A 26,691-nucleotide genomic window follows, 5' to 3' on the forward strand; every position below is an offset into this window, starting at 1 on the left:
AGGCGAATATTAGCGTATAGCGCCGTTTAACCCTTTGACCCTTAACCAAATTCAAGCTTCCGCGACTTCGATTGCCTTCTTCGTTTCCTTTTTGCCGTTGGCGTTGATTTCTATCGTTTTGATTTTTCTATTCAAAATCGTTTTGGTAAAAATCCTCAGCCCCAGGTCGGCGCGGAAACCGTGGATTTCCTTGACATCGAGGGCCAGCATGAAGTCGATGATTTCGGGGCTAACTACCTGGCCCGGTACGAGCACCGGGAATCCGGGAGGGTAGGGGATTACAAAGGACGAAGCGACGAGTTCCTGCCCTTCGTCCACCGCCTTTTTACAGTCAGGTAAAGAGATGTAGTCGAAGTTCTCTTCGTCGTAGGCCAGGAAATAGGCTTCGCGCAAATTGCCGCCCGGAACGCCCGGAAGGGCCCGGAACGAGTCATGGAAATGACTGAAATCAGGGAGTGGCGGTACGTCTTCAGTCATCGACCAGATTTTTCCCTGGGCAATTTCCATCTCGCGATTGTTCAGCGATTCGAATTCCTCGTCGAGCTGCCGGGCGATGGTCAGCAAGGCGTTGGTCAGGTAGGCGACGCTGCCGCGTGTGGTACCGATGTTGGTCATCAGCAGCACCGTATTGCGGGAAGTTTTATTTATCTGGATGTTGAATTGATCCATCAGGTACTTATTCTTGAAGGTATCTCCGTCTACACCCGTGCGTCCGATAAATAGCGTGATTTTGGTTGGGTCGAGCATGAACTCATCCATTTCCCAGGCTTCCTCCATGCGGTTCCATCCTTTCTCCTTATCGTAATATTCACCCAGCCCGCTTTGTCGATACTGGTCAGGAATGAAATCTTTAATGGTCAGGACGTCAAAGTACTTGTTGAGTTGGGGATCATCGTTGACCTTGGCCCGAAGTACCATTGCCATTTCGATGCTCTTTTCCACCATCTCGTACCCCTCGAACTGAACCTGCCGACGCCCCACGTCGAGCGAGGCCAGCATCTGGTAGTTGGGTGAGGTGGAGGTATGCGTCATGTAGGCTTCCAAAAAGGTGTTTTCCGATTTTTTGCGGAAATCTTCATCCCAGATATGAATCATGCTGCCCTGCCTGAAACTACTCAGGGTTTTGTGGGTACTTTGGGTCGAATATACCCGGATGCGTACTTTATCCGGATCGGGCATCTTGGGGTCTTCGCCTTTTCCTAGTTTCTTCACGTGCTCCGCATAGCTGAGGTGGTACTTTTCCGTCCGGTACTTATTGTAAAGTTTTTTGGCGGTGTACATGCCGGTGCGCTGCTTGAAAACGTAGGTAAAACCGGCATAGGCAAACCAAGCCTCGTCCCAAAGGAAAATCATGTCTGGCTTGATAGCCAGAATTTCCTCCATCACGCGCTCTACATTGTAGACGAGCCCATCGAACGAACAATTGGTGAGCAGCAGCATCTTGACTTTGTGGAGTTGTCCGGCGGCTTTGAGTAGCTGTAATTTTTCCTTGATCGAAGCCAGCGGCACTGCGCCGTACATCGAGTACTTTTCGATGGGGTAGGAGTCGAGATATACGGGATATGAGCCCGCCAGTACCATGCCGTAGTGGTGCGACTTGTGGCAATCACGGTCAATCAAGACCAAGTCCTCCGGCTCTACAAGAGCCTGTAAAACAATCTTGTTAGCCGTAGAAGTACCATTGGTCACGAAATAGGTATGCTGAGAACCATAAGCCGCCGATGCCATTTCCTGGGCTTTTTTCAATGAACCCGTAGGTTGCAAAAGCGAATCCAGCCCACCGGTGGTGGAGGACGTCTCGGCCAGGAACATATTACGACCATAAAAATCGCCGAAGTCCTTGATCCAGCGGGATTTGAATACCGAGTTTCCGCGCGAAATCGGCATCGCGTGAAAGACGCCGGTGGGCTTTTGGCTGTATTCTTTCAAGGCACTGAAAAACGGCGTAGCGTACCGCTCACGGATGCCGCGAATGATGCCCAAGTGCAACTCCTGTAAATCTTCCCGGCGATAGTAGATTCGCTGAAAAGTTTGCAAAGTGCTGTCTTTTAAATCATTGAGTGAAGTGTCCGTGACATAGTAGGTGTCCAGCTCGGGCCGGAATTGCTTCACCAACTCTCCCAGCAGCGGACCGAGATCGGCCTCCGAACGCTCTTCCAGATCGATATTCAGGACGTTCTGGATATAGGGCTTGATGAGCGGCGAAATATTTTCTGACAGGAACGGGGGCGCATACCGTATTACGACGGCCTGAATGTTATGGTTGAAAATCAAAGCGATGAGCGCGTCCTGAAATGAATGCTGCACAAGGACGTCATACACGAACTGCTCGTTCGGGTCGCGCAGATCTTGCAATTTTTCGTGCAAAGCGGTTTCGTCGATGGGCGTCATGTCTTCGACGAAAAGTACTTCGAAATAGTTTTTTGCGGTACCGTTGCCCAGTTCCCGAATTTCCTGCACCCCGCCGTACTCGCTTTCTTCTTCCAGAGCCGACAAAGGATGACTGCGATAGGCATCACCTACCAACTGACGGGTAGTTACGGCCACGTTATGGGCCAATGCGGTATGCTCATCCCGGGTCAGCATATGGCGGAGCTTTTCGACCTTCCCGCTTCCCGGAAAAGTGTAGTACCGCTCCACCGTTTTGAGATGATCCAGCAGCTCTTCGATTCGGGCTTTGTGTTGTTTGGCGAGTTTAGAATCAGGCTTGCCCCGCGCCAGGAAAGAGCACTCATTTTTGAGTTCGTTCCAATGGTCAAGCCGAAGCTGACCGATACTGAAATAGGAGGAAGATTGGGGCTTTTTGGTTTTCATAGGTAGTTTAGGAATATTGGGGTGTGGCCTTTTTTGGAATAATTTCCCGGCTTTCGGTCATTCAAAAGTGATTTCAGAATTCAGGGTCTCGTCGCCTTTGTAGGCAATGCCACTGATAGGTATTTCGAGTTCGCTTTCCCTTTGTTTGAGTTCGCTCAGCGTTTCGAGTTTTTGGGGCTTTATCAGCGGCCCGAGCTCTTCCAGATACGGGTGTTTTTGTCCCTTTTGGTAGATTGTAAAATCTCCCATGTGGTCGCGGAAGCTTTTCAAAGGCTGTCCAAGGCGCAAAACGCCCAATTCCCGGCTGCGTTTCACCCGCTCGATGTTTAGTTCAAGGGGGAAAATCTCTTCGGTACTACCTGCCTGATAAATCACTCGCCCGTCGGGGCCGCAGACAATAGAGCGGCCATTTCCGCCCGTTTCCAGACCATTCACATCAAAAAGGTAGCATTGGTTGACGGTTGCCATGGCGCGGGCGATGGACAATTCGGCGTCGCGGTCAATGGTACCCGTCATGGTAGGATGCAGGATGACTTCGGCTCCCATGACCGTGAGTGTGCGGATCGTTTCGGGAAACCACATATCGTAGCAAATCGATACGCCAAAGCGGCCGACCGCAGGTACATCGAAGACGCAGAATTCGCTGCCGGGCGTCACGCCGACCTCGAAGGGGTAGAAGGGGAACATCTTGCTGTAACGCTTCACGACTTCTCCTTCGGGATTAATGACCGAGGCGGTATTGTAGATATTTCCGTCCCTTTTTTCAAAAACAGAACCCGGCAATATCCAAACCTTGTGCTTTCTGGCCATCGCCTGCATTTCTGCCTCAAAAGCACCCGGTACTTCCTGCGCATTGTGCAGCAGCGGACCGTAGGCACATAACTCACTGAACACAACCATCTCCACCCAAGGGTAAAGGTTCATGGTTATGTCCAGTTTCAATTTCATCATTTCCACGTTGGGGTACGTGGCCGATACGCGCATCTGAATGCCCGCAATAGCAAATGGTTTCATTTAATCGATTTTGAATGAGTGAATTGGTGAATGCCGGAATGCAATTGTCGTTCTCTGGAATCAATACGTAATCCCTGATTCCGACAGCCCGACATTCCAAACTATTAGGAGTTCGTTACCTTGAGTATTACTTCTTCCATGATATCCAGCCCCTTTGTGAACTGTTCGTCCTTAATGACGAGCGGCGAAAGTACCCTGATTATATTTTTATTGGTGCCAGCGCTAATAAGTACCAGGCCACGTTCGGCGCACCCTTTGACGATTTCGTCGCACAGGTCGCCATCCGGCTGGGTCGGGTCGCCGTTTTTTACGAATTCGATGGCATTCATAGCACCGAACCCACGCACATCGCCGATGGCCGACACTTGCTTTTGGAGTTTTTCAAAGCGCTCCATGAACATCCTGCCGATTTCTTTGGCGCGGGTGTTCAGGTCAATTTCCTTCATATACTTAATGGTAGCCAGCGACGCCGCGCAGCAAATGGGGCTGCCAATATAAGTACCTCCTATGGTCCCCGGCCCTGCCGCGTCCATCACTTCCGCCCGGCCCACAACCGCCGCGATGGGCAGACCTGAGCCCATGGACTTTGCGTAAGTACTCAGATCGGGCTGGACCCCGTATTCCTGCCAGCTGGCCCAGTTTCCGGTGCGGGCAAAACCGCTTTGCACCTCGTCCAGAATGAGCATGATACCGTGCTGGTCGCAGTAGGCGCGGAGTCCTTCGAGGTAGCGTTGTGGGACGGCGTAAAAGCCCCCCTCGCCCTGGATGGGTTCCAGAATGATTGCTGCCAAACTACCGGGAGCAATAAGATTATGGCCGCTGTCGTCGAGGCGGCGGAGCTCCTGATCGATATAATCGTCGAGACTCAGACCGTTGCCGTAACGATAAAAATTTGGAAAGGGCAGGCGGTACACTTCCGGGGCAAAAGGCCCGCAATCGATTTTGTAGTTTATTTTGCTGGTTAGCGTCATCGCCATCATGGTACGGCCATGGTAAGCATCCGTGAAGCATAAGACTGCCTGTCGTTTGGTTGCCATTCGGGCGATCTTGATGGCGTTTTCCACCGCCTCAGCACCCGTGCTTACAAGCATGGCCTTGGTACTTTCGCCGTGCGGCAGAATTTCACACAGCTGCTCGCAAAGTTCAATGTATGGCTCATAAGTGACGACATTGAAGCTGGTGTGCAGGTACTTGCCTGCCTGTTCACGGATGGCAGCCACGACGGGCTCAGGGCAGTGGCCGGCGTTAACAACACCGATCCCGCCCGCAAAATCGATAAGTTCCTCGCCGTCTTCGTTGGTGATGATTGCCCCCTTGGCATCTCGGGCGGTGGCCGTATTGAAAACGCCAACTCCATTGGCTACGGCATTTTTTCTTCTTTTAAATAATTCCTGGGATTTAGTGACTTCGGTTATCATTAGGGTAGATCATTAATAAGTTTGGAGATTACGGCAAAGCGGTATCTGGAAAATTCCACATTCGGAATTTTCAAACAATAAGGAATAGCTGACTATGATTAAACAGAACCAGGAGCACCAGACGTTGAACGTGGTGCGGAAGGGTTTCAAAGGCCGCCAAGCAGACTGAAATTCTGATCAGCAATCGGAAATGCTAGAAGTAACTTCCCCTGCCGAGGCGTCTTTTATTCAGAAGAAGAAAATAGTAGGTGGGTAAGCTGGTATTTAGTGAAGCTTCACTCATAAAATGCTTTGGGCAATTGACTGCGTTTCTCAAATATACGTAAAATAGGCCACAAAAGAAAATTGAGTTTGAACTAACCGCCCCGGCAAACGTTCTAAGTCCCAGTCTTATTCCGCGCAGCTCTCACCGTGGATTACCGCTTTTTCATCCACCCACCCAAACATCTGCTAGTACTTAGTTATCATGCTCAATCTCGACTTTAATTCAATTTCCGAATCCACACCCGGCCCCAAATGGAACCAACTGTTTAACCTGCACTGGCCCGCCTACCGTGCCTGGTTTCAATCCAAAGGAGCCACAAACAATCCTGACCTGGCCACATCGGTAGCGGAGCTGGAACGCTATATGCCCGAACTTATGCCTACCTACCGCCGCTTGTGCGCGCTGGCGGGCAATGATCCTGTGGCTGAACGCTTTCTAACCGGTTGGCAGCCGCCGGCTTACATTTCGGGCTGTTCGCAGGTCGTGACCCAAAACCCGCCGCAGCTGGTCCGGAACTACGATTATCACCCCAACCTCAGCGAAGGTACCGTACTGCATAGTGCCTGGAATGGTAAACAGGTGATGGCTACCGGCGACTGCCTGTGGGGTGTGGTGGATGGTATAAATGAAGACGGGCTGGTGGCATCTTTGACCTTTGGCGGGCGTAGGGTAGTTGGGAAGGGCTTCGGTATTCCCTTCATTTTGCGCTACGTGCTGGAATTTTGTAGTAATGTCGAAGAGGCAGTGGAAGCGCTGGTACGCATTCCATCGCACATGGCCTACAATATCATGGTACTGGATAAAAGTGGCAACCATAAGATGCTGCAACTCGCCCCCGATCACGCGGCGGTAATTACTGACGCACCCGTGTCCACAAACCACCAGGGCGAAGTCGACTGGCCGGAGCACGCGAAATTTTCCAAGACTATCGAGCGGGAGAAGTTTTTGCTGGAATTGTTGAAAATAACCAAACCCGATGCCGAAACTACCATACAAACGTTTCTCCATTCGCCGCTCTACGCTCGTCGCTTCAATGAGGGTTTTGGTACCATCTACACGGCTGTTTATCGTCCGACAGAAGGCGCCATGGAACTGCGCTGGCCGGGACAAACCCTGCGGCAAACTTTCGATAGCTTCAAAGATGGCATCACCTCCGTACACTATTCTGAGAAAGCCCCGGCGATGCCAGTGACTGCGAATGACGATGGCAAAACGCAGGAAATTCCTCCATATGCTCCCACTGCAACCGACGATTTCTGGACGCAGTACGGACAGGCCTGGGCTACTGGTGATCCGGCGGTTATGGCCAAGAATGTCGCGCAGGCGGTACTCAATGCTTCGGGCAAAACCGATGACAAGGAACTCACCCGCCTGCTCGAGTTATTCACTTCGGAAACTAAAAAGCGAGGCCAGGTACCATGGGAAATGCTGGCGGATTTGTGGGAAAGTGAATAGTTGAGAGTGGTCAATGGATAATGGAGTAGCGGGATTTTCCCTGTATGACAGAAATTGCAATTCCCGCCTGAAATGCCGATGTTTGGACATCTCTTCGTATTTGCAGCCAAACACTATTTGTTGTTTCGGCCTGTATTCGGAAGAAAGAATAGCATCAAATGTCAAACGCTCAGGCGGCTCTGTCTTCACTGTCAAATTTCAACTAATTGAAAAAGCTCGCGCTCCATTGGCAAATCCTTATCGGCATGGCGGCCGGAATACTCGCTGGTTACCTTTTTTCGCGTTTCGACTGGGGCAGTGATTTTGTGGTAGCCTGGATCAAGCCCTGGGGGACGATTTTCATCAATCTGCTGAAGCTCATTGCCATTCCGCTGATTGTTGCGTCACTGATAAAAGGCGTGTCCGACTTGGACGATATCCGGCAGTTGTCGCGGCTTGGTACCAGGACCCTCGGCTTGTACATCATGAGCACATTGATCGCCGTTTCTCTGGGGCTGCTGGTCGTCAATCTTGTGCAGCCCGGCAGTTTCATTGAAGAAGCCACGCGCAGCGACCTCATGGCGAGTTTTGGCGTGAGTGCCGAGCAAAATGTGGGTCGGGCCAACGAAAATCAGAATAAGGGTCCGCTCAGCGCTCTGGTGGATGTGGTCCCTGATAATGTCATCGGGGCGGCTGCCTCCAATGGCAACATGCTTCAGGTAATTTTCTTTGTCGTTTTTTTCGGCATTGGCCTCATCCTCATTCCTGCGGAGAAGTCGGAACCCGTGAAGCGATTCTTTGATGGGGTCAATGAGGTAGTTTTGAAAATGATTGACCTCATCATGCTGGCTGCGCCATATGGCGTGTTCGCATTACTGGCCGCGTTGGTAGTGGAGTCACCTTCTCCCGATGTGTTCAAGGCTTTGGGTGCCTATGCTCTTACGGTAGTTTTTGGCCTGGCGGTTCTGGTTTTTGCGTTTTACCCCACCTTGGTCAAAATCTTTACCAATATTTCGTACGGCGATTTCTTCCGGGGTATGGCGCCGGCGCAACTGCTGGCGTTCTCGACCAGTTCCAGCGCCGCTACGCTTCCCGTAACGATGGAACGGGTGGAGGAACACATTGGTGTAGATAAGGATGTGGTGTCGTTCGTACTGCCCGTGGGAGCGACGATCAATATGGATGGCACCAGTTTGTACCAGGCCGTGGCAGCGGTCTTTATTGCCCAGGCTTTTGGCGATGCCCTGACCATAGGTCAGCAACTGACTATTGTGCTGACAGCTACCCTCGCTTCCATTGGCTCGGCTGCCGTACCTGGCGCCGGCATACTGATGCTCGTGATTGTCCTGGAATCCATTGGTGTCAACCCGGCGGGCATCGCGCTCATCTTTGCCGTGGATCGCCCACTCGATATGTGCCGCACGGTGGTCAACGTCACCAGCGATGCCACGGTGGCAATTTTGGTTGGAAAAAGTTTAGGAAAAATTACCGGACCTAAGGTAAAGGATTGGGATGATCATTTGGTGGAAAGGTCTTAAATTGTTTAAAAAACACTACAATTAGGAATGCGCAAGTAGTAAACAGCATGAAAGGGTTGCAGAGACCATTCTCGACCGATTAACTGATAAAGAAACTGATCATACATATTGCAAAAAATAGAAACTGGAAAGGCACGATCTTAGCGGTTAATGGCATATTTTGAGCAGAGGACTCTTGAGATGATGAAGCAATAGGGAAATAAGCTGAAACAGGAAGGGAGTCAATCAGGGTATTCCTTTTCATTAAATTCAAATCGGCTTGGTGACACTAATATCCCTAATTGCTCTTGGTCTTCTCGTGCAGATCGTTCTAAACCTTCGTTCCAATTATTACAATCAAAACAAATAAGATCCTCAGACCTTTTTGTAAAATGGTACCCCGATTCCATGGCGATTCCGATAACATAATTTGCATCAGGATATTTTAGTCTAGTAATCATGCAACAAGTTTGTAAAAAATATCTTCTTGATTCTCGGTAGTCTTCATAAGAATACTTATCCTTCAATTCATAACAAGGAAAAAGCAGTAATACATAATATATGTTGTCTGGATTTGTGGGTATGATTACGCGAAGTCTACGCATATTACTTGGTGTAGTTTCTATGATATCTAAAAGATTATTGGATAGCAATCGTCTCTCCAAACGCGTGGTCTGAGCCAAGAATCTAATCGCCTTCTCGCTATCCAAAAAGCCTCCTTCACTTACATAATGCTGTGTTCCAGCTATTGCATGCCTACTGAATTCTTCAATTAAATCATCCCAGATATAACTCTTTCTATCTGCTTGTAACTGCGCTAGACGTTGGCTACTTCCTTGAAAGTTTATCCACAGCCCCTCATCAAAGGCTATTGCTGAATCTGATTCTAGATTGTTGGGTAATACAAAATCATGTTCGCCCTCAATATTTAGAAATTTAAGATAATGTGCTAATAACTCTTCCTCGCCAGCTGAAAATACAGTTATCCCTGATCGTAAAAACTTTTTGCGTTTTTTTAAATAGATTGAAAAATCAGCAACTGTATCTCTATTGTTTAATAGAATGTTAAGCGTATTATCATCTAGTACATGGATAAAGGTTTTATTAACATCTAGATCACCAATATGGAATGGAAAAGAGTGATTATCAAAACCTTTTATCTCATTAAAAAATATTAAACTTCCGCTACCACCAGATAGTTGAGCACACTTATTTGAAGCTCCATGAGATACTAAAACAAGGTGAAAATTTGTATTCTCTGTGATTTCTATAGGAACTGATAATTTGTGCTGGCATTTATTATCCAAATAAATACGTTCTGGATGGTTCCTTATCCAATTTTCTGCACCCCAAAGTTGTTTTGCTGATGACGCAACTGCCCTTCGAAACCATCGATTCCAATCTTGATCTAAATTCCCAGAATCTGGAAATTGACAATATTTATCAGAAAATATTATTATTTCATCACCAAATATAACTAACAAATCACAGAGTTCACTTCCTGACTGTCTAAATACATTCGCATGACTCCAAAGTGAAAGAAAACTTTTATCGCAAAGCCACTTTAAATATTTTTCTGAATCTGTTAACCCACCGCTGCCTTTAAACATATTTGAATATTTTCACTTCATTGGTCAAATGATCAAGCAAAATGAATCAAACCTCAAAGAATCCCAGATCCAAGGACATGAGAATTAATTTATCTTGTCTACGCAGTAAATATCATCCTTTTTGCTAAGTTTACCGCCTTATTTACCAAAGGTTCTACTAGCTATCCTGTATGAAGAAAAACATTACCCTCCTCAACTGGGGGCTGATCACCGTGGCGGCTATCGCTACAGTCCTCAATGAATACAACCTGATTGCCATTCCCGAGGGTATCCTCCTTTTACTGCGCTGGTCGGCGATGGCCGGACTTCTCGCCTACGCCTTCATCAAGCGCAACCTTACTACCTCCATTCTGGTCGCGATGGTCATTGGGACCGAGATCGGCTACGACTTCCCTGAACTTGCCAAAAATCTACACTTCCTGCGGCAGATCTTCCTGAAATTGATCAAAACGATCATTGCGCCGCTACTGTTCGCGACGCTGGTGGCGGGCATTGCCGGACATTCCGACCTGAAACAGGTAGGCCGAATGGGTTGGAAGTCACTGGTGTATTTCGAAATCGTAACGACCATCGCGCTATTCATCGGATTGTTTTTCGCCAATTGGTTTGAACCCGGCGCGGGCATCGTGGCGCCGACTGATCTTGCCGGTACCTTACCAACGGTGGAGCCGCAAACCTGGCAGGACATTATCGTCCATGTCTTTCCCGAGAACCTGGCGAAGTCCATTTACAACGGTGAGGTTCTTCAGGTAGTGGTATTCAGCGTGATCTTTGGTGTGGCCCTGGCAATGTTGCCTGCCGCCCAAAAGAACAAATTCGTTTCGGGAGTCGAACTCTTGGCGGAAGTGATGTTTAAGTTCACCAACATCGTCATGCTCTTTGCTCCGATTGGGGTGGGAGCGGCCATCGCCGAAACCGTCGGTCACATGGGGATCGACGTGTTGCGCAACCTGGTTATGCTGCTTGTAACGCTCTACTGCGCTCTGCTCGCTTTTATCATCCTGGTGCTGGTACCCGTAGCGCTGATCGCCAAAGTACCTATCATCAAGTTTGCCAAGCAGATTGCCGAACCTGTTTCAATCGCGTTTGCCACCACGAGTTCGGAGGCCGCTCTGCCCAAGGCAATGGAGAAAATGGAGGCCTTCGGTGTGCCACGGCAAATAGTTTCTTTTGTGATTCCAACAGGATACAGCTTTAATCTCGACGGGTCTACTTTATACCTCTCGCTGGCAACCATTTTTGTTGCTCAGGCGGCGGGCGTTGACTTCCCGATCAGCCAGCAGATCGCGATGGTATTCATGCTCATGCTTACGAGTAAGGGCGTGGCGGGTATTCCCCGCGCCACGCTGGTCATTTTGCTGGGATCTGTGGCAAACTTCGGCTTGCCTGAGTGGCCTGTGTTCCTCATTATGGGAATTGATGAGTTGATGGACATGGCCCGGACGTCGGTCAATGTAATAGGCAACTGTCTGTCTACAACGGTAATCGCTCGCTGGGAAGGAGAACTTGACGACTCCAAAATGCAAATGTCTGATCAGGTGGTAGAGGAAGACATAATTGAAGAAATCCTGGAACATTAGAAATACAACGTTCTGACCTTCAAACAAGAAGGCGGCGACTGTAAACAATCATATGATTGTTTACAGTCGCCGCCTTCTTTAATCCCACATTGCTTTGGCTATGCGTGACTGGATTCAGCCAACTGCTGACTATATAGCTCTACGATTGCCTTATTAAAAGCGGGAATGTCATCAGGCTTACGGCTCGTAACCAAACCGTCGCTAACGACTACTTCTTCATTAACCCACTCGGCACCGGCATTCTTGAGGTCGGTTTGCAGCGATGGGAACGAGGTGAGTTTACGCCCCTTGACCACCCCAGCCTCAATCAATAGCTGAGGGCCGTGACAGATGGCGGCAACGGGTTTTCCGGCATCAAAAAAGGCCTTCACAAAGGCAATAGCCTCTTTATTGGTTCTCAATGTGTCTGGGTTCATCACGCCACCAGGCAGGAGAAGTGCATCGTAGTATTCGGGACGGGCATTATCCAGCGGTACATCCACCTTCACCTTCTCTCCCCAATCAATGCTATTCCAGGCTTTCACCTCATCTTTTTGCGGCGAAATCACGTGAGTGGTAGCGCCCTGAGCATCCAGCATTTCGCGTGGCTTAGTCAATTCAACTTGTTCAAAGCCATCTGTTACGAGGATGGCTATTTTCATTTTATTAAGGGTATTTTCCATGATTGTATCTATTTATTGGTACTTATTGGCATTACCTAAAAAGGGTGTGCCAAAACAAAAAAGCGCACACCAGTTGGTACGCGCTTTCTCTTATTAATTTATGTCAGGACTCATGGCACCATGGACTCTGTCCTTATATCTCCACACCGCCACCGACGTTCTCAAATGCGATTTCACCTGAGTCGTTCAGTTCCATCATGATGACGGAGTCTCGGGCAACCTGTCCACTCAGAATACCTTTGGACAATTCATTGAGAATACTCCGCTGAAGTACCCTTTTGAGGGGGCGCGCACCGAAGGCAGGATCGAAGCCCTCCTCACCAAGTTTGGTTAAAGCTTCGTCAGTGGCATCGAGGGTAATGCCCTGCTCGGCCAGCATCTTTTGAATTCCTTTGAACTGGATGTCCACAATCATCCGGATGTTGTCTTTTGTCAGAGGCTCGAAGAGTACGATCTCGTCGATTCGGTTCAGAAACTCGGGCCGCACGGAAGCTTTCAAATGTTCCAGAACAGCTTGCTTGGTTTCCTCGATGATCAGGCTGTGGTTCCATCCCTCGTCTTCGGCAAACTTCTCCTGAATAATGTGGCTGCCAATGTTAGACGTCATTATAATGATCGTGTTCTTAAAATTGGCGACCCGCCCTTTGTTGTCAGTCAGGCGGCCATCGTCCAGCACCTGCAGCAGAATGTTCCACACGTCGGGATGCGCTTTCTCAATTTCATCCAGCAGTATCACGCTGTACGGTTTGCGACGCACGGCTTCCGTCAGTTGGCCGCCTTCATCGTAGCCCACATAGCCCGGAGGGGCTCCGACCAATCGACTGACGGCATGGCGCTCCTGATACTCGCTCATATCAATGCGCACGATGGAATTTTCGTCGTTAAACAGGTAGTCGGCGAGGGTCTTTGCCAATTCGGTTTTACCGACGCCCGTCGGACCGAGGAACAGAAAACTACCGATGGGTCGCCGGGCATCCTGCAAGCCTGCGCGGCTGCGGCGCACGGCGTCGGATACCAACTCGATTGCTTCGTTCTGTCCGGCTACGCGTTGGTGCAGTCTGTCTTCCAGATGGAGTAGTTTCTCGCGGTCACTCTGAAGCATTTTCTGAACGGGGATTCCTGTCCATTTTGCCACAACTTCTGCAATATCCTCCGCACCGATTTCCTCCTGCATCAATCGCCGGTCACCTTCGGCTTTCTGCAGCTCATCCAACTTCTGCTGCGCCTCGGGTATGCGTCCGTACCGGATTTCGGCTACTTTACCGAACTCACCGCTGCGTTCGGCCTGCTCGGCTTCCAGCTTCATTTGATCAAGCGATTCTTTCAGGCTGCGTATTTCATTAACTACCCCTTTTTCGTTTTCCCATTCGGCTTTCAAGGCGTCGCGCTCCTCGCTGAGGTCGGCAATTTCTTTGTTCAGGACAGTTTCCTTGTCCTTGTTATCTTCCCGCCGAATGGCTTCCCGCTCGATTTCCAGTTGCATGATGCGGCGGTTCAACTCATCAAGCTCCTCCGGAACGCTATCCATTTCCAGCCGTAGCTTTGAGGCTGCCTCATCCATAAGGTCAATGGCTTTATCGGGCAGGAACCGGTCGCTGATATAGCGATTGGAGAGTTCAACTGCGGCAATAACGGCATCATCCTGAACCCGTACCCCGTGGTGGAGTTCGTATTTGTCCTTAATTCCACGCAGAATGCTGATGGCATCCGCCACGGATGGCTCATCTACCACTACAACCTGGAATCGGCGCTCAAGCGCTTTGTCTTTTTCCATGTACTTCTGGTACTCTTTCAGCGTGGTTGCACCGATGGCGTGGAGTTCGCCCCTTGCCAATGCGGGTTTCAGAAGGTTGGCGGCATCCATCGCACTTTCACCCCCGCCCCCTGCACCGATCAACGTATGGATTTCGTCAATGAACAAAATGATTTCACCCTCGGAGTCAGTGACTTCTTTGATGACCGATTTGAGGCGTTCTTCGAATTCACCCTTATACTTGGCTCCCGCAATGAGCAGCCCCATGTCAAGGGATACGATGATCTTTGACTTCAAGTTTTCGGGGACATCGCCCTGCACAATGCGCTGTGCGAGTCCTTCCACGATGGCCGTTTTGCCCACACCAGGCTCACCGATAAGAATAGGGTTGTTCTTGGTACGGCGACTTAAAATCTGTAACACGCGGCGGATTTCCTCGTCACGGCCAATGACGGGGTCGATTTTTCCGGCCTGTGCCAGTTCGTTCAGGTTTTTGCTGTACCGTTCCAGAGAGCGGTACTTGGCTTCGGCATTTTGATCTTTCACGGGATTGTTTTTACCTCTAAGTTCTTTGATTGCTGCGATAAGTTCTTTTTCCTTGAATCCGGCGTCTTTCATCAGCTTGGCGACCGAGTCCTTGCCTGCTAATAGCCCAAGCAATAACAGTTCAATACTTACAAACTCATCGCCGAAATCTTTCAAATACGTTTGAGACTTGTTGAGGGCATCCGTCAGGCCGGTACCCAGATACGGTTGTGCTCCGCTTACCTTTGGGTAGCCTTTCACAATTGCTTCCAGGGCCTGCGCGAGCACCTCCTGATTGACGTACAGCTTATTCATCAGGAAGGTGGAGGTGTTGACATCTTCCTGTAAGATTGATTGCAATGCGTGCCCCGTGTTGACAGCCTGCTGCTGATTCGACTGGGCAATCTGTAAGGCTTTCTGGATTACTTCCTGGGCCTTGATGGTATATTGATCAAAGTTCATGACTCTATTCCTAAAATTGTTGACTATCTACTACATTTTTAATTCAAAAAAGCACATACCGATCCATTGAGCCCGCAAAAATGGCTGTTACTGTCCCCTTTTTTCTACAATTAGTGCCAAAATGACATTTTATTAAGGAGGGTTGGTACTTAGAGGTGACAATATGTCAATTACTGGCCAGGGGTGGGAAGGTGATAAAAAATCTGCTTAAATGAGCATGCAATTGAATAAAAGGAAGAATTACAAGGAATAAAATTGTATTATTTGGAGAGCGTAGATAATCGGTCAACCTTTGTATCGTGCTGATGTTGTAAGTAGGTCGATGTTTTATCAGCTACCGACAGAAATAGGTTGAGGAAATACCGTTTGGTACGAATATTACCATCTAATCTATCAATCGCAATATTCATTCTTTGCAATTTTCAACTCCCTCTACCTTTTTAACACACCCTTATGCAGCGAGAAATTGTCGAGTGGCACAGCCCATCACTCAATAAGAAAATGAGGATTGCGGTGTACGGTCATTATGGTACAGCGCTGTTGATGGTACCTACCGCGGCTTCTGATCACTTGGAATACGAAAATTTTGGCCTTATTGATTCGATACGTCCCCACATGGATTCAGGAAAGGTGAAGCTATTCTGTGTGGAAAGCATCAATGGTGAAAGCTGGCTCAATCCTTTCATGTCAGGTTGCGAGCAGGCCGCCAGGTATCAGGATTACAACGACTACATTATTCGTGAAGTTATTCCTTTTATTTCAGCCAGTACCAGCCCCGAAACTCCGGTTATCGGTTGTGGGATATCAATGGGCGCACTTCAGGCCGCTAATCTGTTTTTCAAGCATCCTGACCTGATACAGGGGGTATTGGCGCTCAGCGGATGTTACGATCTGAGTGTCTACACGAATGGCTACTACGACGACAACGTATATTTTAATTCGCCCACGCATTATCTCAGGAACCTCAATGCGCAGTGGCACCTGGACTTATATCGCAAGAGCCGCCATATCTACTTCGTTTCGGGGTCAGGTGATTACGAAAATCCGGATTCCTCCCGTCATATTTCGGCGATTCTGAATTCAAAAAATGTCTATCATGAACTGGATATCTGGGGGCACGATATGCCGCATGAATGGTGGGTTTGGCACCGGATGATGGCCCACTATCTGGAGACGAAGTTCTGAAAGAGGCACAATGCTACAAAGCGGGCAGGGCTTACGCCGGCAGATTTCCAGTGACCACTCCGTCTTGGTAGTAAGAGTGTGCTAAGCCCCCTTGAATTGCCCCAGGAATCTGACATCATTCTCTGTAAAGAAACGCAGGTCCTTGATTCCATAGCGTAACATGGCGATGCGTTCGATGCCCATCCCAAAAGCAAAGCCGGTGTATTCTTCCGGGTCGATGCCACAGTTGGAAAGTACGTTGGGGTCTACCATGCCGGATCCGGCAATCTCCACCCAACCGGAGTACTTACAAACGTTACAGCCTGCGCCTTTGCAAATAAAGCAGGAGACATCTATCTCGGCGCTGGGTTCGGTGAAAGGGAAATAGGAGGGACGCAGCCTTATCTGGGAGTCTTTACTGAACATTTCTTTGGCGAAATGAAACAAAGTATCCTTCAAATCCTTAAAGCTGACGTTCGTATCCACGTAAAGTCCCTCTACCTGGTGGAAAATACAGTGAGCACGGGCCGAAATGGCTTCGTTCCGAAATACACGGCCAGGCATGATCGAGCGGATGGGCGGTTTTTTGTGCTCCATCAGCCGCACCTGAACATTGGACGTATGCGTGCGCAGCAGCACGTCCTCACTAACGTGCGTTTGGCTTTTCTCGATAAAAAAAGTGTCCTGCATTTCACGAGCCGGATGGTTGTCCGGAAAGTTGAGCGCTCCGAAGTTGTACCAGTCTGTCTCGATTTCGGGCCCATCAGCCACGTTAAATCCCATTCGCTCGAAGATCTCGATTATACGTCGTCTTACGATGGTCAACGGGTGCAGGCTGCCCATCTGATCGGGAACCACGGGCAGAGTAAAATCAATTGAAGGTCCTGCATCACCCGATTGGTTTCCTTCTAGGTCAGCACTGAATTCCTCGAAGCGTTCCTGAATTCGGTTTTTTAAATTATTCAGGATCTGACCCAGTGCGCGGCGGTCTTCGGGTGCGGCCTCTTTGAGGCTACTGAATAAATCTGAAACTACACCTTTCTTACTCAGAAACCGAAGTCGGTAGGTTTCAAGTGCTTCCTTCGTGTTGACCTGAGTTTGATTTACCTCAGTTAGCAGTTCGTTTACCTTTTCTGCAAGCATGGTAGAGTGAATGAATTAGTGCTTCGAGTTGACCTACTTTTTAATTCGAGAGCTCCCTGATCCGGATGTTTGAGGGACCGCAGGTACAAAGGTAACCAAATATTGAGCGCTCAGTGATTGCAAATCATCACGCCTTTTTAAAAAACACCTCTACTTACTCACTAAAATGAACAATTTGTTTTGAAATACACAACACGTAGAAATACCTGATTTACTAAGTGGCGCTACCCCTTTTCAAAAGTAAATAAAATTTAACAAATTGAATATCAGTGTTTTATATATCGGTGCGTAGTTCTACGCAGTTTTTTTGGGTGAATTCATCCATTAAATTTGACCTATTCAATTCTACAAACTCAAACGCCCTTAACGTTATGAATAACTTCTCCAATTATACACTTCCTGTCCCCGCTCCATTCGTAAAAAGATCCACTATCACCCGGGAAATTGCTGTACATCTGACGGGAAAGACGATGCTATTAAAGCCTGAAGACATCACCTGTCTGGAAGGTGAAGGCAATTATACATTTATCCACACCTGCCGGGGAAAGAGGTACTTGGTGTCCAGGACACTCAAAAGCCTGACGGAACATCTCGACGGAAATTTTCTGAGAGTTCACAAATCATATATCATCAACACGAACTTCATTGTTGAGCGTATGGACGAAGACAGAGTCATCACGATGTCCTGTGGGAAGAAAGCTCTCGTGTCGCGTCGGAAGATGAAAGAGATAATTGAGATACTGGACAAGAGGGAAAGCCGGATTTCGGCCTGATTAATCCCGATTACAAAAATCAGAGATCTTCATTTTTAGTGGGTTAAATCGCAAACAGCAGCCATCGCTTGTACGACGGCTGCTTGTTTTGTTTTTGAACGTGATGAGCGATAAAGTACCAAAGCGACAGAGCCACAAAGGGAAGGCTAAAACCCAACTTTGTGGCTCTGTCGCTCCAACTATATTAACTTGCTATATTAACTTGATTCCCAGCGTCACCTGCCAGGAACTGAGTTTCTGCTTGACTGTGGTACTGGCCCCGCCAATTGGCTGATTATTGACTTTAAAGCTTGCCAGATCGGTAAAAGTACCCTCCCGACGGACGTCGATGCTGAGGCCAAATATATCCAGTCCTGCTCCGACCTGATAACCGTACACGGCCTGAGAAAGCGCATCGTTCAATCCCCCTGAGGTATATTGCTGGAAGGCATCCCGCAGCTTCTGATTATCGCCAACCCTAAACGAGGCCATCGGCCCGGCATTGATTCGGAATGGCCCTCCTTTCAGGCCGATCAGAATAGGTACATCTATGCTGCTGAAACGAACATCGACCTGTTGCCTAACCGGAACGTCGCCGTCATTCTGGATAATATCGAACGTTCCCCCTTTGGTGGAAAGCAAAACCTCCGGTTGCACATAAAGATGGCGACCGAAGCGCATGTATACTCCTCCGGCAAAGCCCGTTCGGCTATCCAGACTTTCCTGGATGTTATCGCGAACTTCCTGACCGTTGTATTTGAGAAAGGGATTGCCATTGGCGTCGTATCGGGTCGTCAGAAAATTACCCATCGTAAGCTGCGAAAGGTTCATGCCTCCCTTTACCCCAAAAGCGAATCCACCCCCCTGACGGTTTTGGGCGATAGAAACGGTGCCGCACAGGCAACAAACAAGTAAGATGATAATGGTTTTTTTTATTTTCATGGCTGGGGTTTTTGTTGATACGTTGGTTTGTTTTTTAAGGCCGCATTTAAATAAGAAAAGAAACCTGGCTATTCAAGAACGAACCAAAGGGAACGACTGTACAGCGAGTCGCGTTTTTCTGGTCGCAAGAAGAATGCCATAAATTTTCCGATTTGTAGAAGCATCTTGATGGTTAGGCAAACAGGCGAAAAGCGATTTTTTGTATGAAAAGCTGAAATGCCAACAAAGTACTCCAAAGACACCCCAGTTTAAAAACACCCCTATGGCCAAAATAAAAACGGCGTATTTCTGTCAGAATTGTGGACACAACTCACCCAAGTGGTTGGGCAAATGCCCTTCCTGCGGTGAATGGAATACGTTTGTCGAAGAGTTGATCGAGAAAGAAGACAAAAATGGACCGGTAGTTTGGAAGTCGTTATCGCTAACAAGCAAGCCTAAGGCTATTACCGAGATTAAATATGAGCAGGAGCCCCGCGTCCGTACCACGGACGTTGAATTGAACCGCGTTTTGGGTGGGGGCATCGTAGGCGGGTCGCTGGTGCTCATCGGCGGCGAGCCCGGTATCGGTAAATCAACCCTGATGCTACAGATCGCCCTTACGCTGTCGGACAAGAAGGTACTTTACATTTCGGGTGAGGAATCGGAACAGCAGATAAAGATGAGGGCTGAGCGCATGGATAGCAAGAGCGACCAGTGTTTTATCCTGACCGACAACTCTACTACCAATATTTTCCGACAAATCGAGGAAATGCAGCCTGACATTATTATTGTGGATTCTATCCAGACCATGCAGTCGCCGTTGATTGAAACCGGGGCAGGCAGTGTCTCACAGGTACGGCAGTGCACCTCGGAATTCATGAAATACGCCAAGGAAACCGACACGCCGACTTTCATGATTGGCCATATCACTAAGGATGGCTCTTTGGCGGGCCCCAAAGTGTTAGAGCACATGGTGGATACTGTACTGCAGTTCGAGGGGGATCGCCATACGTCGTACCGGATTCTGCGTACTACAAAGAACCGTTTCGGAAGTACCTCCGAGCTGGGTATCTACGAAATGCAAAGCACCGGATTGCGGCAAGTAACCAATCCGTCGGAGATTTTGATTTCGCAGCGCGACGAGCCGCTTAGTGGCATTGCCATTGGTTCCATGCTGGAAGGGAACCGTCCGCTGATGATCGAGATTCAATCGCTGGTGAGCGTGGCGAATTACGGCACACCGCAGCGCAGTAGTACGGGGTTTGATGCCAAGCGATTGCAAATGTTGCTGGCAGTACTCGAAAAGCGTGGTGGATTCAGGCTGGGAATTCAGGATGTTTTCCTGAATATCGCCGGAGGCCTGAAAGTCGACGATCCCGCCTTGGATCTGGCGGTGGTCACTTCCATCGTATCGTCGTACGAGGACATTCCGCTCCCCGGGTCGGTTTGCTTTTCGGCGGAGGTAGGCCTGGGAGGTGAGGTTCGGGCGGTAAATCGCATCGAGAGCCGCATTTCGGAAGCTCAAAAACTAGGATTTAAGACCATCTATGTGTCCAAGTACAATACCAAGGGATTGGATGTGAGCGAGTACGACATCGAAGTGAAACCAGTCGCGCGGCTGGATGAAATTTTTGAACAATTGCTACGCTGAGGATGAGACTGGGAGTACGATCCGGAAGTCGCTCCCTTCTCCTTCCTGACTCTCCAATTCAAGATTCCAATGATGGGCTTGTGCAATCTGTTGGACGTAACTCAGCCCCAAACCAAAGCCCTTCACATTTGCCGAGTTGTTTTGGATGCGGTAGAAATTGTTAAAGATTTTTTTCTGCTCGTGCTGGGGAATGCCGATACCGTTGTCCCGAACTGACACGACTACTTTGTCGGCCACCTGCTGTGTACAAACCCAAATCTGGGGGTTGACAGGAGTGTACTTCAGGGCATTGTCGATAAGGTTGAAGAGAACGTTTGAGAAATGTTGACGATCGACCGTTACGGATGCTTCACTGGCTTTCAGATCAGAGGATATACGCCCGTCATATCGGCTCAACAGATTGGAGACGAGGCTATCGACTGCGGTTTTTTCGGGTTTCAGGAGAAGCGTACGATTTTCAGCTTTGGCTATATGCAGTACATTATCGATGTGCCACTGCATACGATTGCTCTCTTCTTTAACAATTCGGACGTACTTGGCGAGACGTTCTGGTGTACCCGAAACCGAAGGATTTTCCAGCATGTTGGCGGCCAGAGTAATGCTCGACACGGGCGTCTGTAGTTCGTGGGTCATTTTGTACATGAAGTCCATCTGACTTTGGGAAGAATCTTTCGATTCTGTCAACCGCCAACCCAGGACTGCCATGACCACAATGGAAAGTAACAAGCTTGCGGCGAAAGCTCCAGAGTAAAAAAATTGAGTGTTAATCCCACCCGCCCAGGAGGACACCCCTGTTATCAGTGCAATGGCTGAAAAGAAAGCTACCAGTCCCAGCAGGACAAAGCTCCATTTAATTCTTGATGTGGTCATTAAGGTTACCGATTTAACCAAACACATAAGGGCCGATCATGACCCGTGGGCCATGATCGAGCTTAAATTCACAAACGGGCGAAAAAACCAGATACCTATGCTCGCATAGCCAAGGTAACCCACTCTGTGAAATAACTATTGAAGCTAATCGGAATAAAAAAACTCAGATCAGCTTTTTTCCTTTTTCCGGGCTGCCCCGGCAATATCGCTTAGTGTGCCGACCAGGCGGTCGAGGTCTTTTAGCGAAGTATACACATTTGGTGTTATGCGAACCCCGCTTATATTTTCCCACACGATGCTCGTCGTATGGATCTTTGATTTGGCAAACAGTTCGCGGTCAACCTCGGCGGGTGTCATGCCCGCCACCGATACCAACGCGATCGCTCCACCGTACTTAGGACTTTTGGGAGTGTGAATGGTCACACCCGGCATGTCTCGGGCCTTGTCTGTCCAGTACCGCTGTAAATAGTGTAATCGGGCAAACTTCCGGTCACTACCGATGCCGTTATGGAAATCCACGGCTGTACCAATGGCCATTTCTGAGGCAAAGGAGCGAGTTCCCAGGCTTTCAAACTTACGAATATCGGTGCCATCCGGTTCATTGCTCGATAGTAATGCCCAGACGTTTTTTATTTTATCCTTTTTAACATACATCAGACCGCTGCCAAACGGTGCGCACAGCCACTTATGTAAGCTGGTGGCATAGTAGTCGCAGCCTAGATCCGGAATATTGTAGGCCAGATGCGCAAATGAATGAGCACCATCCACAACTACCTCGATGCCCCGCTGATGAGCGGCGTCGGCAATTTTGCGGGCTGGCTGCACCTGGCCCACCCAATTGATGATGTGCGTGATATGGACAACCTTGGTACGGGGGGTAAAGGCACTCACAAATTTTTCGACAAAATAATCGTCGTTTTCCTGCGGCAATTCCAGATTGAGCCACACCAGCTTGATGCCTTCCCGCTTTTCGCGTTGTTTCCAGGCGTTGATCATGTTGGGATAATCCTGTTTGGTCAGAATCACCTCATCGCCTGCTTTGAGGTTGAGGCCGAAAATAATCGTGTTCAGCCCCTCCGTAGAATTGCGGTTGATCGCCAGCTCGTCCGCTTCGCAGCCTGCCAGAACAGCCAGTTTCTGCCGAAGCGCCTCACGGCCCTGATCGAGTATGCGCCACATATAGTAGCTGGGAGCCTCATTGCAATACTGATAAAACCGGATGTGGGCATCCTGAACTGCTTTTGGCTGCGGAGAAACGCCGCCATTATTGAGATTCAAAAGGTTGGGTGAAACAGTGTACTCATTTTTTATCCAGGACCAGTAGTCCTCGTCGGTAGCGGCTTGTTGTGGCGTCAAGCCGGCAAGGGTACGGTTGGCGGTTTCGAGCCCTTCCGCCTGAGCGCGGTTCAGGAAAGCAGGAAGGGCCAGGGCTGTGCCAGCCTGGGCAAGAAAATTTCGACGGGAAGTCATTCCTATTTGGTTTAATTGCCACTGAAAGGATCAATAGCAATCGTTATGGATGGCGGCCACGCACCAATTTTAGCCAATAAATATTTTATAAGCAATCTCTCCTACAAAAACTGAAAGCATATGGGGTCTTTGAGGGCAATGCCTTTGCTAAGAAATGTCATTTTTCCGGTATCAGGATCAACCCGGTAGACTACCAAGTCATTGGTTTTCTGATTACCCACTACCATGAATTTTCCCGAAGGATCAAAATTGAAGTCGCGCGGTGTGCCGATCTCTTTCTGCACCTCTCCCACGTTTTTCAGTTTGCCATCTTTAAGAATTTCGAACCCGTGTATGGAATTGTAGCCCCGGTTTGAGACGTAGACGAACTTGCCATTCGGGTGAATGCGTACAGCCGCTGATGTATTCTTTTCTTTAAAATCTGCCGGAATCGTCGGCACGGTTTCCAGCTCACTTACTACCCCTTTGCTATCGATAGCACAAGCCGTCAGCGTCGTATGCATTTCGTTCAGAAGGTACAGGTACTTTCCTGAACTGTGAATCGCCAGATGCCTCGGCCCGGCGCCGGGTTTGGTAGAAAAATACGCTTGCGCGGGATTGGGGACAACCTGGCCGCTTTTTTTGTCGATCTGGTAGTTCATCAAGCGATCGGTACCAAGATCCGAGACATAGACATATTTGCCGTCAGGAGAAGGCACGACGCAATGCGCGTGAGGTTTTTCCTGTCGTGACTTGTCCGGCCCCGACCCGCTGAACTGATACTTGGCCGAAGCATCGTGCAACCTTCCGGTTTTAACAAGTGGGTATCCCGCCCAGCTCCCGCCACCGTAGTTGGCCAGAAAGGCCATACGACCCGAGGGGTGCACCGACACATGACACGGGTTTTGTCCCTCGGCGGGCTGGCTATTCAAAAACGTGAGCTTGCCTCCTTCGCCCACCGCAAAAGCGGCTATGGTGTTGTCCTGGTTTACCGAGTAGAGATTTTTCTTGTCGGGTGAAAGTACCACATATCCCGGACCTACCACGCTATTGAACGTATCGATAACCGTGACTGCTCCACTCGTTAAATTCAGCTCACAGAGCGTAATGGACGATCCTTCACCGCGCGCGCCGGTTCCCACGTAGAAGCGGGCTTTGTCCTGGGCGTGTGATAGGGTTCCCATAGCTACGGCCAGTAAAATCAGGAGGTACTTCATTGGAATTGATTTTGAATAAATGTTAGTTGTTAAAGAAGGCTTGCAAACCCATATACCCAAAATTACAATGCTCAGGCTGAATTGTGTAAGGAGGCAGCCCAGAATCAGGGCTAAATTTGTAATGTTTAATACTACAGACAGATTCGCACCCTTGGGATAATGAAATGTCCAAAGCTGAGCAACAGGAATCAGGCAAAACCAGAAAATTTGGATTTTGCCAACAGGCGTTGAAAAAAATATATAAAATGAAAACGATTGAAACCTATCCCGTCACCGGAATGTCTTGTGCAGCCTGCGCCACAAGTGTTGAATCCATGCTGAAAAATACGGCGGGGGTCAATGACGCAGCAGTGAACTACGCCAACCAGTCCGTCCACTTAAATTTTGACCCCGACAGGGTCAGCCTGAACGACCTTGATGAGGTGTTGCAGGGCATCGGATACGGTTTGCTGTTGGAAACCGAAGACGACGATACGCAGGCGAAACAACAGGAAATTCAGGACGAATACTACCGACAGCTTAAAAGACGGACCATCGGAGCCGGAGCGCTCGCACTACCCGTCATGGTGCTGGGGATGTTTTTCATGGATCTACCCTACGTCAATTTTATCATGCTCGGGCTGTCCATTCCCGTGCTCGTGTTTTTTGGGAAAAGCTTCTTTACCAACGCCTGGAAACAGGCGCGGCATGGCAAAACCAATATGGATACGCTTGTCGCCCTGAGCACGGGAGTTGCATTTCTGTTCAGTACTTTCAATACTTTCTACCCCCAATACTGGTACGCCCGTGGTCTCGAACCGCACGTTTATTTTGAAGCGGCGACCATCATTATCTTTTTCATATTGCTTGGAAAACTCCTGGAAGAACGTGCCAAGGGGAAAACTTCTGACGCACTGCGCAAACTGATGAATCTGCAACCCAAACTGGTGAGGGTGAAGCGCGGGGGGCAGGAAACTGAGGTAGATGTGAAGGAGGTTCAGATCGGTGATGAGGTCATCATTCGCTCGGGGGAAAAGATTCCCGTGGATGGGAAGGTACTTTCCGGCAGCTCATTCGTGGATGAGAGCCTGATGACGGGCGAACCACTACCTGCCGAGAAACGTGCTGGTGCAGAGGTTTTTGCCGGGACCATCAACCAGCAGGGTAGTTTTAGCTTTCGGGCTGAGAAGGTTGGGAAACAAACCGTACTAGCCCAAATCATCCGCACCGTGCAGGATGCGCAAGGCAGCAAAGCCCCGGTGCAACGGCTGGTGGATAAAATCGCCGGAATTTTCGTGCCCGTGGTGCTTGGGATCGCCCTGCTCACTTTCGTAGTGTGGTTGGTAGTTGGCGGAGAAAATGCCCTGACCCACGCCCTGCTTACTTCGGTATCGGTACTGGTGATTGCCTGTCCGTGTGCCTTGGGATTGGCTACCCCCACGGCCATCATGGTAGGAGTGGGAAAAGGGGCTGAGAACCACATTTTGATTAAGGACGCCGAGAGTCTGGAAACGGCCCATAAGGTGGATGCCGTGATACTGGATAAAACCGGAACGCTCACCCAGGGGCGCCCGGAAGTAAGCGGGTGGTATTGGTCAGAGAAGGAAGGAGAATTTAAATCCCGGCACATGGCGGCGGTGCGCGCCATTGAGCGTCGGTCAGAACATCCCTTAGGGCAGGCTATCGCGGCTTCCGGACAAGAAGGCGATTCCGTTCACGTTGCAAGTTTTCAATCGGTTACGGGTAGCGGGGTGATGGGGGTAGTTGATGGCAAAAAGTACGTGATAGGTACATCTGATTTTCTCGAAAATGAGGGAATAGAGGTCGATTCGAAACTAGCAGAACTCGGTACTCAACTGCGTGGAAAGGCTCAAACGGTGATTGCCGTAGGGTGGGAGGGAACACAAATTGCCCTGATCGCTCTGGCTGACCAATTGAAATCGACTTCCGCCGAAGCGGTGGCACAACTTAAAAAGCAGGATATCGAAGTATATATGCTCACAGGTGACAATGCGGAAACTGCCGCCCAAGTCGCGAAGGAAGTGGGCTTGGAACACTACATGGCCGAAGTGAAGCCGCAGGATAAGATGGATTTTGTGGAAAAGCTGCAGGCCGAGGGTAAAACCGTGGCGATGGTAGGCGATGGAATCAACGATTCCCAGGCACTGGCTCAGGCCAACCTCAGCGTGGCAATGGGACATGGCTCCGACGTGGCGATGGATGTAGCGAAGATGACCCTCATCACCTCCGATCTGTTGGCGCTGCCCAAAGCGCTGAAACTTTCCCGTCGCACGGTAGCGACCATCCGCCAGAATCTTTTCTGGGCGTTTATCTATAATCTAATCGGAATTCCGCTGGCGGCGGGCGTACTTTATCCGCTGAATGGTTTTTTGCTCAATCCTATGATTGCCGGGGCGGCGATGGCCCTTAGCTCGGTTTCGGTGGTGACGAATAGTCTGAGGCTGCGGGGGCTGCGGCTGTGAGGGATACC

General features: G+C 49.3%; 18 protein-coding genes. 7 read left to right on the plus strand and 11 right to left on the minus strand.

Going from position 1 to position 26,691, the window contains the following annotated elements:
• Positions 1-51: 51 nt before the first annotated feature.
• From IE117_RS18115 to IE117_RS18125, 3 genes are all read right to left on the minus strand, one after another.
• Entirely contained in the window at positions 52-2,814 is a 2,763-nt protein-coding gene (locus tag IE117_RS18115; RefSeq protein ID WP_189565879.1) for an aminotransferase class I/II-fold pyridoxal phosphate-dependent enzyme, read from the minus strand.
• A gap of 57 nt (positions 2,815-2,871) precedes the next feature.
• Positions 2,872-3,828: a carbon-nitrogen hydrolase family protein gene (locus tag IE117_RS18120; protein ID WP_189565880.1), complete on the minus strand. Its 957-nt coding sequence runs from the start codon at positions 3,826-3,828 to the stop codon at positions 2,872-2,874.
• 104 nt (positions 3,829-3,932) lie between these two features.
• Complete coding sequence (locus IE117_RS18125) at positions 3,933-5,246, minus strand: aspartate aminotransferase family protein (RefSeq protein ID WP_189565881.1); 1,314 nt, start codon at positions 5,244-5,246, stop codon at positions 3,933-3,935.
• Between the two features lie 466 nt (positions 5,247-5,712).
• Between IE117_RS18125 and IE117_RS18130 the strand changes: the two genes are divergently transcribed.
• Positions 5,713-6,966 (plus strand): C45 family autoproteolytic acyltransferase/hydrolase, encoded by a 1,254-nt coding sequence (locus IE117_RS18130; protein WP_189565882.1) that lies wholly within the window; start codon positions 5,713-5,715, stop codon positions 6,964-6,966.
• Between the two features lie 206 nt (positions 6,967-7,172).
• Entirely contained in the window at positions 7,173-8,483 is a 1,311-nt protein-coding gene (locus tag IE117_RS18135) for a dicarboxylate/amino acid:cation symporter (protein WP_189565883.1), read from the plus strand.
• Positions 8,484-8,704: 221 nt separating this feature from the next.
• Here IE117_RS18135 and IE117_RS18140 read toward each other — a convergent pair whose 3' ends face one another.
• On the minus strand, positions 8,705-10,072 hold the full coding sequence (locus tag IE117_RS18140) for a hypothetical protein (protein WP_189565884.1): 1,368 nt from the start codon (positions 10,070-10,072) through the stop codon (positions 8,705-8,707).
• A 170-nt stretch (positions 10,073-10,242) separates the two neighbouring features.
• Here IE117_RS18140 and IE117_RS18145 point away from each other — a divergent pair, with 170 nt between their 5' ends.
• A complete protein-coding gene (locus IE117_RS18145) occupies positions 10,243-11,652 on the plus strand; it encodes a dicarboxylate/amino acid:cation symporter (RefSeq protein ID WP_189565885.1) in 1,410 nt (469 codons plus the stop codon).
• A 98-nt stretch (positions 11,653-11,750) separates the two neighbouring features.
• On the opposite strand, the gene IE117_RS18150 is transcribed toward IE117_RS18145, so the two are convergent.
• Positions 11,751-12,314 (minus strand): type 1 glutamine amidotransferase domain-containing protein, encoded by a 564-nt coding sequence (locus IE117_RS18150; protein ID WP_189565886.1) that lies wholly within the window; start codon positions 12,312-12,314, stop codon positions 11,751-11,753.
• Positions 12,315-12,447: 133 nt separating this feature from the next.
• Complete coding sequence (gene clpB, locus IE117_RS18155) at positions 12,448-15,054, minus strand: ATP-dependent chaperone ClpB (RefSeq protein ID WP_189565887.1); 2,607 nt, start codon at positions 15,052-15,054, stop codon at positions 12,448-12,450.
• 453 nt (positions 15,055-15,507) lie between these two features.
• Between clpB and IE117_RS18160 the strand changes: the two genes are divergently transcribed.
• Complete coding sequence (locus tag IE117_RS18160; protein WP_189565888.1) at positions 15,508-16,239, plus strand: esterase family protein; 732 nt, start codon at positions 15,508-15,510, stop codon at positions 16,237-16,239.
• Between the two features lie 81 nt (positions 16,240-16,320).
• On the opposite strand, the gene pheS is transcribed toward IE117_RS18160, so the two are convergent.
• On the minus strand, positions 16,321-17,361 hold the full coding sequence (gene pheS / locus IE117_RS18165; RefSeq protein WP_189565889.1) for a phenylalanine--tRNA ligase subunit alpha: 1,041 nt from the start codon (positions 17,359-17,361) through the stop codon (positions 16,321-16,323).
• Positions 17,362-17,732: 371 nt separating this feature from the next.
• Between pheS and IE117_RS18170 the strand changes: the two genes are divergently transcribed.
• Positions 17,733-18,134: a LytR/AlgR family response regulator transcription factor gene (locus IE117_RS18170; RefSeq protein ID WP_189565890.1), complete on the plus strand. Its 402-nt coding sequence runs from the start codon at positions 17,733-17,735 to the stop codon at positions 18,132-18,134.
• Positions 18,135-18,326: 192 nt separating this feature from the next.
• On the opposite strand, the gene IE117_RS18175 is transcribed toward IE117_RS18170, so the two are convergent.
• The gene (locus tag IE117_RS18175) at positions 18,327-19,055 is read right to left on the minus strand and encodes a porin family protein (RefSeq protein WP_189565891.1); all 729 of its coding nucleotides are present in this window, start codon (positions 19,053-19,055) and stop codon (positions 18,327-18,329) included.
• Positions 19,056-19,317: 262 nt separating this feature from the next.
• Here IE117_RS18175 and radA point away from each other — a divergent pair, with 262 nt between their 5' ends.
• Positions 19,318-20,685 carry a DNA repair protein RadA gene (radA, locus tag IE117_RS18180; RefSeq protein WP_189565892.1) on the plus strand — a complete coding sequence of 456 codons (1,368 nt, stop codon included), beginning with the start codon at positions 19,318-19,320 and terminating at the stop codon, positions 20,683-20,685.
• Here radA and IE117_RS18185 read toward each other — a convergent pair.
• The 3 genes from IE117_RS18185 to IE117_RS18195 all read right to left on the minus strand — a co-directional run bounded on the left by IE117_RS18185 (position 20,677) and on the right by IE117_RS18195 (position 24,221).
• Entirely contained in the window at positions 20,677-21,555 is an 879-nt protein-coding gene (locus tag IE117_RS18185; protein WP_189565893.1) for a sensor histidine kinase, read from the minus strand. The genes radA and IE117_RS18185 overlap by 9 nt on opposite strands.
• Before the next feature lie 168 nt (positions 21,556-21,723).
• Entirely contained in the window at positions 21,724-23,025 is a 1,302-nt protein-coding gene (locus IE117_RS18190; RefSeq protein WP_189565894.1) for an aminotransferase class V-fold PLP-dependent enzyme, read from the minus strand.
• A gap of 101 nt (positions 23,026-23,126) precedes the next feature.
• The gene (locus IE117_RS18195; RefSeq protein ID WP_229581104.1) at positions 23,127-24,221 is read right to left on the minus strand and encodes a lactonase family protein; all 1,095 of its coding nucleotides are present in this window, start codon (positions 24,219-24,221) and stop codon (positions 23,127-23,129) included.
• Between the two features lie 245 nt (positions 24,222-24,466).
• Here IE117_RS18195 and IE117_RS18200 point away from each other — a divergent pair, with 245 nt between their 5' ends.
• Positions 24,467-26,683: a heavy metal translocating P-type ATPase gene (locus tag IE117_RS18200; RefSeq protein WP_189565895.1), complete on the plus strand. Its 2,217-nt coding sequence runs from the start codon at positions 24,467-24,469 to the stop codon at positions 26,681-26,683.
• The last annotated feature ends 8 nt before the right edge of the window (positions 26,684-26,691 follow it).

Origin of the sequence: Persicitalea jodogahamensis (assembly GCF_014651615.1) — a bacterium.
Lineage (GTDB): Bacteria > Bacteroidota > Bacteroidia > Cytophagales > Spirosomataceae > Persicitalea > Persicitalea jodogahamensis.

What these genes read in the sequence shown, in the direction of transcription:
- IE117_RS18175 (WP_189565891.1), bottom strand. Translation starts at nt 19,055, where the DNA reads ATGAAAATAAAAAAAACCATTATCATCTTACTTGTTTGTTGCCTGTGC.
- pheS (WP_189565889.1), bottom strand. Translation starts at nt 17,361, where the DNA reads ATGCTTGCAGAAAAGGTAAACGAACTGCTAACTGAGGTAAATCAAACT.
- IE117_RS18170 (WP_189565890.1), top strand. Translation starts at nt 17,733, where the DNA reads ATGAATAACTTCTCCAATTATACACTTCCTGTCCCCGCTCCATTCGTA.
- clpB (WP_189565887.1), bottom strand. Translation starts at nt 15,054, where the DNA reads ATGAACTTTGATCAATATACCATCAAGGCCCAGGAAGTAATCCAGAAA.
- radA (WP_189565892.1), top strand. Translation starts at nt 19,318, where the DNA reads ATGGCCAAAATAAAAACGGCGTATTTCTGTCAGAATTGTGGACACAAC.
- IE117_RS18195 (WP_229581104.1), bottom strand. Translation starts at nt 24,221, where the DNA reads ATGAAGTACCTCCTGATTTTACTGGCCGTAGCTATGGGAACCCTATCA.
- IE117_RS18120 (WP_189565880.1), bottom strand. Translation starts at nt 3,828, where the DNA reads ATGAAACCATTTGCTATTGCGGGCATTCAGATGCGCGTATCGGCCACG.
- IE117_RS18185 (WP_189565893.1), bottom strand. Translation starts at nt 21,555, where the DNA reads ATGACCACATCAAGAATTAAATGGAGCTTTGTCCTGCTGGGACTGGTA.
- IE117_RS18125 (WP_189565881.1), bottom strand. Translation starts at nt 5,246, where the DNA reads ATGATAACCGAAGTCACTAAATCCCAGGAATTATTTAAAAGAAGAAAA.
- IE117_RS18160 (WP_189565888.1), top strand. Translation starts at nt 15,508, where the DNA reads ATGCAGCGAGAAATTGTCGAGTGGCACAGCCCATCACTCAATAAGAAA.
- IE117_RS18200 (WP_189565895.1), top strand. Translation starts at nt 24,467, where the DNA reads ATGAAAACGATTGAAACCTATCCCGTCACCGGAATGTCTTGTGCAGCC.
- IE117_RS18145 (WP_189565885.1), top strand. Translation starts at nt 10,243, where the DNA reads ATGAAGAAAAACATTACCCTCCTCAACTGGGGGCTGATCACCGTGGCG.
- IE117_RS18130 (WP_189565882.1), top strand. Translation starts at nt 5,713, where the DNA reads ATGCTCAATCTCGACTTTAATTCAATTTCCGAATCCACACCCGGCCCC.
- IE117_RS18190 (WP_189565894.1), bottom strand. Translation starts at nt 23,025, where the DNA reads ATGACTTCCCGTCGAAATTTTCTTGCCCAGGCTGGCACAGCCCTGGCC.
- IE117_RS18115 (WP_189565879.1), bottom strand. Translation starts at nt 2,814, where the DNA reads ATGAAAACCAAAAAGCCCCAATCTTCCTCCTATTTCAGTATCGGTCAG.
- IE117_RS18140 (WP_189565884.1), bottom strand. Translation starts at nt 10,072, where the DNA reads ATGTTTAAAGGCAGCGGTGGGTTAACAGATTCAGAAAAATATTTAAAG.
- IE117_RS18150 (WP_189565886.1), bottom strand. Translation starts at nt 12,314, where the DNA reads ATGGAAAATACCCTTAATAAAATGAAAATAGCCATCCTCGTAACAGAT.